Genomic DNA, 11348 nt, shown 5'->3' on the forward strand with positions numbered 1-11348 from the left:
AAGCCTGATCAGCTCAGGCTTTCACGCCCCATTGCCAGAAATTTCTCACGCCGCAGTTCTTTCAGGCGCGCAGGAGCCAGAGGCACAAGCTCCTTCAGTTCATCGCCCAGAGCCTGCTTGACTGCATCAAGCGCTTCCTGCGGGGCGCGTTGAGCGCCACCAATCGGCTCAGGAATAATCCGGTCGATCAAACCCAGACGATAAAGATCCTGCGCGGTCAGTTTCAGGGTTTCAGCCGCCGTGCTGGCCTGTTTTGGATCACGCCACAAAATGGAGGCGCAGGCTTCAGGCGAAATCACGGAGTAGATGGCGTGTTCCAGCATCATGACGCGGTCTCCCGCGCCGAGAGCCACGGCCCCGCCTGATCCGCCTTCCCCAATCACGGTCGCAATCAGCGGCACAGGCGCTTCAAGACAGACTTCAATGGAACGGGCGATCGCTTCCGCCTGCCCACGTTCTTCCGCGTCAATACCGGGCCATGCGCCAGCGGTATCAATAAAGGTGAGAATCGGCAGGTTGAACCGTCCGGCCAGCTTCATCAGGCGCTGCGCCTTACGGTAGCCCTCCGGCCGCGCCATGCCAAAATTATGGGCAAGACGTGTTTCAAGATCAGAACCACGTTCCGTCCCGATCACCACCACGGGCATACCATCAAAGCGGCCAATACCGCCGATAATGGCTTTATCATCCGCATACAGCCGATCCCCTGCCAAAGGCGTGAATTCGGTCAGCAGGGCATTGATATAGTCCTGCGTGTGCGGACGCTGCGCATGACGGGCCACCTGCACCTTCTGCCATGGCGTAAGCTTGGCATAGATGGAACGCAGATGCTTTTCCGCCTTTTCCTGAAGGCGGGCCGTCTCTTCTGCAATATTGACCCCGTTCGGGTCGGTCATTTGCCGCAGTTCGTCGATCTTGTTCTCAAGTTCGGCGACGGGCTTTTCGAAATCCAGGAACTGACGCATGGGCAAAGCGGATAGCACAGTCACGCGTAAAACCAAGCCACTTCGTGCATCATGCTTGACATGAAGGTGGCTCAGCCTGCTTTTTCGCGCGTTTTTTCGCTCTGTGTGGCAAGCGGGTGATAGGTTTCCACCACCTTTTTCAGCCGTTCGGTCTGCACATGCGTATAAATCTGGGTGGTGGCGATATCCGCGTGCCCCAGCAGCATCTGCAATGCCCGCAGGTCCGCCCCATGCGCCAGCAGATGGGTTGCAAAGGAATGGCGCAGCACATGCGGAGAAAGCCGGGCAGGATCAATCCCGGCCTGACAGCCCACTTCATGCAGGATTTTATCAAAGGCCTGCCGGGTAAGAGGGCGGCGCGTATCCCGGCCCGGAAACAACCAGGGGCTTTCCAACGCCTGATCCCATGCCCGCAATGCCAGAGCAGCCTCCCGCGCACTGGCCGAGATGGGCACCAGACGTTCCCGCCCGCCTTTCCCGCGAATCACCAGCATGGGCTTTTCGTTTTTCAGGGCATCGGCAGGAAGGGTGAGCAGTTCTGAAATCCGCAAGCCGGAGGCGTAGAGCAATTCCAGCGCCGCCCGCGCCACCAACGCCCGGCGCTGTTTGGCCGGAGAAGCCTCGGCGGGGGCTACACAGGCCTCGATCAGCGCCACGACTTCCGATTCGGAGAGAAAATGCGGCAGGGTCGATTCCGGCTGAGGCGATTCCAGATGGGCGGCGGGATTATCGGCCCGCATCCCTTCGCGCAGCAGAAACAGATAAAACTGCCTGATGCAGGAAAGCCGACGCGCCACAGTGCGCCGTGCCTGCCCTTCCGCCCCTAGGTCAGCCATCCATGCAGCCAGACTGCTGGTATCGGCCTCGATAAGAGACATACCCTGCGCCGCCAGAAAAGCAGAGCAGGACTCCAGATCAGCGGCGTAGGCAGAAAGCGTGTTCGGCGCGGCGGCCCGTTCTGCCGCCAGCATTTCCAGAAACAGCTCCGTCTCGCGGCTGCCGGACATTTTTTACTCCAGCGCCCTTATTTTTGCGCGGGGGCAGCAGGAGCTGAAACGGCCGGCGCGCCAGCAGGAGCAGCCGGTGCGGCGGCAGGCTGCTGCACGGGCACAACCGGGGTAACAACAGGCGCAGGCGGCGGAGCCGGAACCGGGGCCATTGGGGCCGGTGCGGCCGCAGGCGGAGCCGCCAACGCGACATCACGATGCACGGCCTGAGGCACAGGGGCGTGGGCTGTCAGGCCAAGTGCTGCAAACCCGCCCACCAAGGCAACGCAGACCACGGCTGCAACAATAAGAACCGTACGGTTCATGAGGCTTTGCTCCATAACAACAGAGATAGGTGTGTTCTCCCTGCTCTATGGTAAGCTGCGTTTCATGTCATCACGTATCTCGTATCCCCCACACGATACGGCGGACCCACCGCCGATTCCGCTTGATCTGGAAAGGGTCGGCAACCGGCAGAGCACCGGGCTGATCCCCTCCGGGCGCAGCATTGTTCTTGTTGGCCTGATGGGCGCTGGCAAAACCACCATTGGCCGCAGGCTGGCCACGCGGCTGGGCCTGCCCTTTGTTGATGCCGATATTGAAATAGAACGTGCCGCTGGCTGCTCCATTGCCGATGTCTTTCGCCTGTATGGAGAAGCCGCCTTCCGTGACGGAGAGCGCCGCGTCATCCGCCGCCTGCTGGAAGGCCCGCCCATGGTGCTGGCCACCGGCGGCGGCGCCTATATGGATGCCAGCACCCGCAGCCTGGTGCGGGAGCGCGCCATTTCCATATGGCTGCGCTGCCCCCTGCCCGTTCTGCTGCGCCGGGTTCAGGGGCGCAACCATCGACCCCTGCTGAATGAAGCCCCCCCGCGTGATGTGCTGGCACGGCTGATGACCGTCCGGCACCCCATTTATGCAGAAGCGGACATTATTGTTGATTGCGGAGACCACAACGTGGACCACAGCACTTCCCGCGTGATTGAGGCCATGGCCCTTTCCCGCCGCCCCGTGCGCCTGCCTGTCAGCCTGAGCCATACGTCTTATGATGTGGTGATCGGCACGGATCTGATCAGCCGGGCTGGCGCTTTGCTGGCACCGGTCCTGCCGCAGAAGCGTGTTGTCATCATCACGGATGAGAACGTGGCAGCGCTGCACCTGCCCCGCCTGGAAGCGTCCCTGCATGACACTGGCATCGCGTTCCGCACCCTTACCGTGCAACCGGGCGAGCAGTCCAAAAGCCTGGCCACCTATGAGCGGCTGGTTGATGCCATTCTGAAAGAAGGCGTGGAGCGCAAAACCACCATCATTGCCTTTGGCGGCGGTGTGGTGGGCGATCTTGCCGGGTTTATAGCCGCCACCACATTGCGCGGGCTGCCCTTTGTGCAGATTCCCACCACTTTGCTTTCTCAGGTTGATTCGTCCGTGGGCGGCAAGACCGGCATTAACACCCGCTGGGGCAAGAATCTCCTCGGCGCGTTCCATCAGCCATTAAGTGTGCTGGCAGATGCATCGGCACTGGCAACCCTGCCCAAAAGGGAGCTGATTGCGGGTTATGCCGAAATTGTGAAGTCCGGCCTGATTGGTGACCCCGCACTGTTTGAATGGTGTGAAAAACACGGGGAATCGGTCCTGAATTTTGACCCCGAAGCCCAGACAGAAGCCGTAAGGCAGGCCTGCGCCTTCAAAGCCCGCGTTGTGGCGGCGGATGAGCGGGAACAGCAAGGCACGGATGGGCGCGCCCTGCTGAATCTGGGCCACACGTTCGGCCACGCTCTGGAGGCTGAACTGGGTTATGACGGCCGCCTTCTGCACGGTGAAGGAGTCTCCATAGGTCTGCGCCTGGCCTTTGCCTTGTCCGTCAAACTGGGCCTCTGCCCTCAGGCAGACCTGGAGCGGGTAACTGCCCATCTGGAGACGCTGGGCATGCCTGCGCGCATTAGAGACCTGCCATACTCGTTCCGCGCAACAGACCTGATGGCCCACATGCAACGGGACAAGAAAATGCAGGATGGCCGTCTCTCATTTGTTCTGGTTCGTGGAATCGGCAAGGCCTTCACCTCACGGGATGTACCGGCTGAACTGGTGCGTGAGGTACTGCTTGAAGATGGCTGCGCACCCTAGAAAACCGCCACTTAACTTTACGCACCTGTGGCAATTAAGTATCCACGCCTCAATTCCGCCTTATTCAGACCGGAGAGAGGCGCGGCATTCGCTAATACGCAATGTTCATGGCAAGACGTTTAAGGCTGATTACTTCCACGCAACTAGGACATCTTGGGAAACCGAAATGAACTGTTGCAAATAAACCACGGTTATGGCTTCTAATCGTCAAGAGTATGAAGCTTCGGGTTTCTATTTTGGAACCGATCGTTTTATACGGCTTTAGGCATCTTGCTGGGTCTGACCGCTGAATGGTTGGCGGCAGAGTCGAACAGATGAAATATTGAGGACGAAAAAATGCGTCTCCGCACGGCGTTACTTGCAACGACATTGATGGCAGCGGCTCCGGCGGCCGCATCTGCCACCACAATTACAGGCCCGTATGTTGACCTGGGCGGTGGTTACAACCTGGTCCAGAATCAGCATGCTCACACTTCCGGTTTCGGTGGTGGTGACAGCTACACGAACGGCAGCTCCGCTCAGTACCGTCACAACACTGGTTTCACCGGTTTCGGTGCATTCGGCTGGGGCTTCGGCAACGGCCTGCGCGCTGAAGTTGAAGGCGTGTACAACTACTCCAACATTGATCACCGCAGCGGCGCTGCAGCGAGCCACACTCGCGGTAGCGACCAGTCCTACGGTGGCCTGATCAACCTGCTGTATGATATCGACCTGAAGCAGTTCGGTATCGATGCTCCGGTTACCCCGTTCGTTGGTATCGGTGCTGGCTACCTGTGGCAGCATTACAACCCGACACAGTCCAACTTCCGTAACGGCAACACCAGCCGTCTGGGCGGCACGAACGGTGGCTTTGCTTACCAGGGCATCGTCGGTGCGGCTTATGATGTTGGCGTTCCGGGCCTGCAGATCACCACGGAATACCGTATGATCGGCCAGCCGGGTTCCTTCACGGACGGTGCGTTCACCTCCACGGCAAACTATACCAACGGTCAGCGCGGTCGTGGCAACACGAACTTCGATCACCGCTTCAACCACCAGTTCATCCTGGGTCTGCGCTACGCGTTCGATACGGCTCCGCCGCCGCCGCCGCCGGCTCCGGTTGTTGCTGCTCCGGCTCCGCTGCCGGCTCGCTCCTACCTGGTGTTCTTCGACTGGGATAAGTCTGTCCTGACGGCTCGCGCCCGCCAGATCGTTGCTGAAGCTGCTCAGGCTTCGACGCACGTTCAGACGACCCGCATCGAAGTTAACGGTTACACCGATAACTCCGCTGCTCACCCTGGTCCGCGCGGTGAAAAGTACAACCTGGGTCTGTCCCTGCGTCGTGCTGACAGCGTGAAGGCTGAACTGATCCGTGACGGCGTGCCGGCCACCGCGATCGACGTCCACGGTTATGGTGAATCCAAGCCGCTGGTGCCGACCGGCCCGAACACCCGCGAACCTCAGAACCGTCGCGTGGAAATCATCCTCCACTAATTCGGTCTGATCTTCGTGATCAAAAGAGGAGGCACCTTCGGGTGCCTCTTTTTTTGTCTTGTTTTCCCCTTCTCCTTTCGCGTAGGCCCATGGCGTGACCCAGACCGCCCCGTCTCCCCTCCCTTTTGGCCTGACCAGAACCAAGCTCATGCGGTTGCTGAAATTCGGCACCGTAGGCGGGTTAGGGTTTCTGTGGGATTCCGGCACGGTTTACGCGCTGCGTCCAGCAATCGGGCTTAGTGCTGCAACGTTGGTCGCCTATTTTGTCGCCGCCACGTTGAACTGGCTGCTCAACCGGCTATGGACCTTCAAAGGCGTTGGCCTGCATGATCACCCGCTCCTGCAATGGCTGCGCTTTCTTACCGCCAACAGTTTTGGGTTCCTGCTTAATCGCGGCACGGTTTACACCCTGTTTTATACCGTGCCCCTGTGCGTAACCTACCCGGTGCTGGCTCTGGCAGCCGGTGCGCTGGCAGGCATGTTCGCCAATTTCAACCTCAGCCAGAAAATGGTGTTCAAGGAAAAACCACCTCAGTCCGCCCTGGAACTGGCTGAACTGAGCGTGGACGTGTCAACGTCACACAAAAACCCCACATCTGAGTCTTAATATGACGATAAGGCGGGGCTGAACGCTAACCCCTTCCGGTAACGCGCCGGGTGCGCTACATCTGGCAACGGGTTAAGGAAAGCTTGGGTGCTTTCTACCTGGCCGTGAGGACTTGTCCCTGAAGCAAACTTTTTTCGGAGCATCCGGAAAAGGCTGGCTTTGGGAATTCACGCGCCCAACCAGTTTCAGGACCGTCTGCCTCACGCCATGCTGACCACAAACGAAATTCGCACCACCTTTCTGGAGTATTTCGCCGGGAAAGGGCACCAGATTGTGCCTTCCTCTTCTCTGGTGCCGCGCAATGACCCCACCCTGCTTTTCACCAATGCGGGGATGGTGCAGTTCAAGAACGTGTTTACCGGGCAGGAAACCCGCCCCTACTCACGCGCCACAACGGCGCAGAAAGTTGTGCGTGCAGGCGGCAAGCATAACGATCTGGATAACGTAGGCTATACAGCCCGGCACCACACCTTCTTTGAGATGATGGGCAATTTCTCCTTCGGTGATTATTTCAAGCCCGAAGCGATTGAACTCGCCTGGACATTGGTGACCAAGAATTTCGGCCTACCGAAAGACAAACTGCTGGTGACCGTCTTCTCTGAAGATGAAGACGCCGCCGGACTGTGGCGCTCCATTGCGGGGCTGGATGACAGCCGCATTATCCGCATTCCCACGTCTGACAATTTCTGGCGGATGGGTGATACCGGCCCCTGCGGCCCCTGCTCCGAAATTTTCTTTGATCACGGTCCTGATGTTCCCGGTGGCCCCCCTGGCTCCCCTGATGAAGACGGGGACCGGTTTGTGGAAATCTGGAATCTGGTCTTCATGCAGTATTTTGAAGATCCGCCGGGCGTGCGCTCTCCGCTGCCTCGCCCTTCCATTGATACCGGCCTTGGTCTGGAACGCTTTGCCGCCATCATGCAGGGCAAGCGCGACAACTACGATACCGACACGTTTGTGGCTCTGACCCAGGCTTCTGCGGATCTGACCCACCAAAGCGTTGATGGCCCGTTCAAAGCCAGTCATCGCGTAGTGGCGGACCATCTGCGCTCAACAGCGTTCCTGATTGCCGATGGTGTTCTGCCCTCCAAGGATGGCCGAGGGTATGTGCTGCGCCGCATCATGCGCCGCGCCATGCGCCATCTGCACATGATGGGCACGCGCGAGCCCGTGTTCTACAAACTGCTGCCCGTGCTCATCCAGCAGATGGGTCAGGCTTATCCGGAACTGGTGCAGGGCGAAGCCCTGATCCGTGAAACCATGCGTGGTGAAGAAGAACGCTTCAAAGCCATGCTTGATCGCGGTCTGGGCCTGCTGGCGGAAGAAACCGACAAACTCACGCCGGGCGCTGCCCTGCCGGGTGATGTTGCCTTCCGCCTGTATGATACGTTCGGCTTCCCGCTTGACCTGACACAGGACGCCCTGCGCGGCAGCGGTCACCCGGTGGACGTGGAGGGCTTTGATGCCGCCATGACCGTGCAGCGTGAACGCGCCCGTGCCTCCTGGGTGGGCTCTGGCGATACGGCGCTGGAAACTGTGTGGTTTGAAGCACGCGACAAGTTTGGTGCGTCTGAATTCCTTGGCTACAGCACAGAACAGGCTGATGGCGAAGTTCAGGCCGTGGTTGTGGGCAATGGCTTTGTGAAAGAAGCCCCGGTTGGTGCGGAAGTAGCCGTGCTGCTCAACCAGACCCCATTCTATGGAGAAAGTGGTGGGCAGGCCGGAGATACCGGCACCCTTACAGCGAACGGCCTGCGCATTGCCGTAACCGATACGCAGAAAAAAGCCGGCGATCTGATCGTGCATTATGGCACCGTGACAGAGGGCACATTGCGCCCCGGTCAGGCTGTAACTGCCACCGTGGATCATGACCGCCGCTCCGCCATTCGTGCGCATCACTCCGCCACGCATCTGCTGCATGAGGCTCTGCGCCGCAAGCTGGGCACGCATGTTGCCCAGAAAGGCAGCCTGAACACGCCAGACCGCCTGCGCTTTGACGTCAGCCAGCCGCGCCCGATCACGGCGGAAGAACTGGCGGAAGTGGAAGCTGAGGTGAATCGCCTGATCCGTGAGAACTCTCAGGTCCTCACCCGCTCCATGACGCCAGAAGAAGCCGTAGCTGAAGGGGCTATGGCCCTGTTTGGCGAAAAATACGGTGATGAAGTGCGTGTGGTTTCCATGGGCGGTGCCGATGGAAACAAAAGCGCATGGTCGATCGAACTCTGCGGTGGCACGCATGTGAACCGCACGGGCGATATCGGCCAGTTCCGCATTACGGCGGAAAACGGTGTTTCTGCTGGCGTGCGCCGTATTGAAGCCGTTGCAGGCAAAGCGGCTGAAACGCTTTCCCTCGCCAATGAGCAGCGCCTCAACCAGATGGCCGCCATGATGAAGGTGAGCGTCGCAGATGCACCGGAACGTCTGGCCCTGCTGCTGGAAGAGCGCCGCACCATGGAACGGCAGATTTCCCAGCTTCAGCGCCAGTTGGCAGCAGGCAATGCCGCCTCCGCCGGTGTGGAAGACGTTGGTGGCGTAAGATTGGCCAGCCGCAACGTGGGGGACACCGCCCCGCGTGAACTGAAAGGGCTTGCAGAAACCATTCTGAAGCAGGGCAATGCGGATGTTGTGGTGCTGATTTCAACAGCGGGTGACAAAGGCAGTGTTGTCGCTGCCGTGGCGCCGGAAACTGTTGAAAAAGTGGACGCCGTCGCCTTGGTGCGTGCGGCCAGTGTGGCCATGGGCGGCAAAGGCGGTGGTGGCCGACGGGACATGGCTCAGGCAGGCGGCCCCAATGCCGGCGCGGCAGATGCGGCCCTAACCGCCGTGCGTGAGGCGCTGGCAGGCGCGGCCTGACGCAGACCACAAACAGGGAACGGCTGGCACCCGCCCCTGTTTTCTGTTCATGCCCCGGCTCACTTGATAAGGACCAGCCTCATGTCTCTTCTTGCTTCGCTTAAAATGGTCATGGCCCCTCCCCACCCGGAGGCACGGCCTTTTCTTCTGGCTTCTGGTGCCGCCACGCTCGCCACGCGCTATCTGGCCAGAAAACTCTCATGCCCCAAGCTCAAGCTCCTTGGCACCGCCAGTGGCCTGTTCTTTGGTTTCTGCCTGTATTTCTTCCGTGACCCGGAACGTATTACGCCTGCCCGCGCCGATGTTGCGGTAGCCCCCGCAGACGGACGCATTGTCTCTATTGAAAAAGTCGCCCCGCCAGCTGAACTGGGCATGAACCCGGTGCCTGTGTGGCGCATTGCCACGTTCCTGTCCGTGCTGGATGTGCATGTGAACAGAATACCCGCAGCAGGGACTGTCACCCGCATTGCCTATCATCCGGGCCAGTTTCTGAACGCCAGTCTGGACAAGGCGTCTGAACTGAACGAACGCAATGCCCTCAGCCTCACGCTGCCGGATGGCCGCATGATGGCCGTTGTGCAGATTGCCGGGCTGGTAGCCCGCCGTATTGTGTGCAGTGTCACCGAAGGCATGCAGATGGAAGCGGGGGAACGGTTTGGTCTGATTCGCTTTGGCTCCCGCACAGACCTGTATCTGCCGCCGGGTGTGGAACCTCTGGTTTCTGTTGGCCAGACCATGGTGGGCGGTGAAACCGTGATGGCGCGTCTCTGATTCCCGTGACAGTGCACCCTCCTTCTTCCGCCTTCCCTTCTGATAACGGCGCACCGGCTGGCACCCCGGCCAATTCTGCCTCCACAGGGCACACTCCGCCTGATGGAGTGACGGAAACACCGGGCACCACATCCTCCATGGCAGGCAACGCCATCCAGCCCGGCGCATCGCAAGATTCAGCCGCAGGCGGCTCTCAATCGGGCAGCCGGACGGAAGATCCGTCCCGCCCGCGTGGGCTGCGGCGCAAGCGGTTGCGTCGGCGTGTGCGGAACAAAATCAAGGGACCATCCTTCAACCGGCTGATCCCGAATATTCTGACCATGCTTGGCTTGTGCGCCGGTTTGACCGGTATGCGCTTTGCCGTGGATGGCCGGTTTCAGGCGGCAGCCATTGCCCTGCTGATTTCAGCGTTCATTGATGGGCTGGATGGCCGTATTGCCCGCCTGCTGCGTGGTTCCACCCGATTTGGCGCGGAATTTGACAGCCTTTCAGATTTTCTCTGCTTTGGCGTGGCTCCCTCCTTCCTGCTGTATTTCTGGGCTTTGCGGGATGGCGGACGTTACGCTTTTCTGCCGTGCCTGATGTTTACGGTCTGTATGGCGCTGCGGCTGGCCCGGTTCAACGCAACGCTGGATGAAGCCGAGGAAAAGCCCAAATACGCCAGCAACTTCTTTACCGGCGTCCCGGCTCCGGCTGGGGCGGGGCTGGCCCTGTTCCCACTGTTTCTGGGGCTGGAAGCTGAAAAGCTGGATATTGTGTGGCTCTACAAGTTCACTCGTCTAGCCTATCTGCCCAGCTTTACATTGATCAGCACCGCATTTCTGCTGGTATCCACTCTGCCGGTCTGGTCTTTCAAGAACTTCAAAGTGCCGGCTCATTTTGTGCTGCCCGTCATGCTGGGCACGGGAGCTTATGCCGCTGTTCTGGTTGCTGATCCATGGGGGGCGCTGGCAGCCGCCGGGGTCATTTACATGGCGCTGCTACCGTTGAGCCGTCTGAGCTTCTTCAAGCTGAAAAAAGCAGCGGAAGACCTTCAGGAAGAGGTGGAAGACGAACCCGCTCCGTCAGCCTGAACGGCTGCGGCGCTGTCTTCCAACCGTTTTCCGAACAGAGAACACAGCCCTTCCAGCACATCCTGCGGAGAGGGCGGGCAACCGGGAATACGCAGATCAATCTGCACTTTCCGGTCCAACCCGCCCATAACGGCATAGTTCTCGGTAAAAATACCACCATCCACGGCGCAATTACCCACACAGATCAGCCCCTTTGGGGTTGGCATGGCCTGCCACGTGGTTTCAAGAACCGGCATCATGGCGCGGGTCACGGCCCCCGTCACCAGCAGGGCATCTGCCGCACGGGGGGATTGCACAAAGCCAAACCCCGCACCCTGAGCATCGTACGGGCCTGTAGCCAGAGCCTGCAATTCCATGCCGCAGCCGCCACAACCACCCGTATCCACATGGAACAGCAGCAGCGGCCAGCGTGGCCCCACCGGCTTGAGCCGCCCGCCACCCTGACGAAAGGCTGCATCGAAAACAGCGCGGATCAGGCCCATGGATGTGTGTCTTT

General features: G+C 59.8%; 10 protein-coding genes. 6 read left to right on the forward strand and 4 right to left on the reverse strand.

Translation table 11 applies throughout. The features are described 5' to 3' along the window. Window positions 1-8: 8 nt before the first annotated feature. The 3 genes from ASN_RS01295 to ASN_RS01305 all read right to left on the reverse strand — a co-directional run bounded on the left by ASN_RS01295 (window position 9) and on the right by ASN_RS01305 (window position 2277). On the reverse strand, window positions 9-965 hold the full coding sequence (locus ASN_RS01295; protein ID WP_039904497.1) for an acetyl-CoA carboxylase carboxyltransferase subunit alpha: 957 nt from the start codon (window positions 963-965) through the stop codon (window positions 9-11). Between the two features lie 71 nt (window positions 966-1036). Then, the gene (locus ASN_RS01300) at window positions 1037-1972 is read right to left on the reverse strand and encodes a site-specific tyrosine recombinase XerD (RefSeq protein ID WP_058986983.1); all 936 of its coding nucleotides are present in this window, start codon (window positions 1970-1972) and stop codon (window positions 1037-1039) included. Between the two features lie 17 nt (window positions 1973-1989). Next, window positions 1990-2277 (reverse strand): hypothetical protein, encoded by a 288-nt coding sequence (locus ASN_RS01305; protein WP_058986984.1) that lies wholly within the window; start codon window positions 2275-2277, stop codon window positions 1990-1992. A 64-nt stretch (window positions 2278-2341) separates the two neighbouring features. On the opposite strand from ASN_RS01305, the gene aroB reads away from it, so the two are divergent. The 6 genes from aroB (at window position 2342) to ASN_RS01335 (ending at window position 10852) form a co-directional block, all read left to right on the forward strand. Further along, window positions 2342-4075, forward strand: coding sequence for a 3-dehydroquinate synthase (aroB, locus tag ASN_RS01310; protein WP_082666762.1), 1734 nt, complete (start codon window positions 2342-2344; stop codon window positions 4073-4075). A 336-nt stretch (window positions 4076-4411) separates the two neighbouring features. After that, the gene (locus ASN_RS01315) at window positions 4412-5548 is read left to right on the forward strand and encodes an OmpA family protein (RefSeq protein ID WP_039904484.1); all 1137 of its coding nucleotides are present in this window, start codon (window positions 4412-4414) and stop codon (window positions 5546-5548) included. A gap of 148 nt (window positions 5549-5696) precedes the next feature. Beyond that, a complete protein-coding gene (locus ASN_RS01320) occupies window positions 5697-6155 on the forward strand; it encodes a GtrA family protein (RefSeq protein WP_045542369.1) in 459 nt (152 codons plus the stop codon). A 207-nt stretch (window positions 6156-6362) separates the two neighbouring features. Further along, the gene (alaS, locus tag ASN_RS01325) at window positions 6363-9008 is read left to right on the forward strand and encodes an alanine--tRNA ligase (protein WP_058989043.1); all 2646 of its coding nucleotides are present in this window, start codon (window positions 6363-6365) and stop codon (window positions 9006-9008) included. An 81-nt stretch (window positions 9009-9089) separates the two neighbouring features. Continuing rightward, complete coding sequence (locus ASN_RS01330; RefSeq protein WP_058986985.1) at window positions 9090-9779, forward strand: phosphatidylserine decarboxylase; 690 nt, start codon at window positions 9090-9092, stop codon at window positions 9777-9779. A 137-nt stretch (window positions 9780-9916) separates the two neighbouring features. Further along, window positions 9917-10852 carry a CDP-alcohol phosphatidyltransferase family protein gene (locus tag ASN_RS01335; RefSeq protein ID WP_227004936.1) on the forward strand — a complete coding sequence of 312 codons (936 nt, stop codon included), beginning with the start codon at window positions 9917-9919 and terminating at the stop codon, window positions 10850-10852. Here the strand turns inward: ASN_RS01335 and ASN_RS01340 are convergent. Beyond that, window positions 10813-11334 (reverse strand): NADH-quinone oxidoreductase subunit B family protein, encoded by a 522-nt coding sequence (locus ASN_RS01340; RefSeq protein WP_058986986.1) that lies wholly within the window; start codon window positions 11332-11334, stop codon window positions 10813-10815. The two genes, ASN_RS01335 and ASN_RS01340, sit on opposite strands and share 40 nt — an antisense overlap. Window positions 11335-11348: the final 14 nt, after the last annotated feature.

Origin of the sequence: Acetobacter senegalensis (assembly GCF_001499615.1) — a bacterium.
Lineage (GTDB): Bacteria > Pseudomonadota > Alphaproteobacteria > Acetobacterales > Acetobacteraceae > Acetobacter > Acetobacter senegalensis.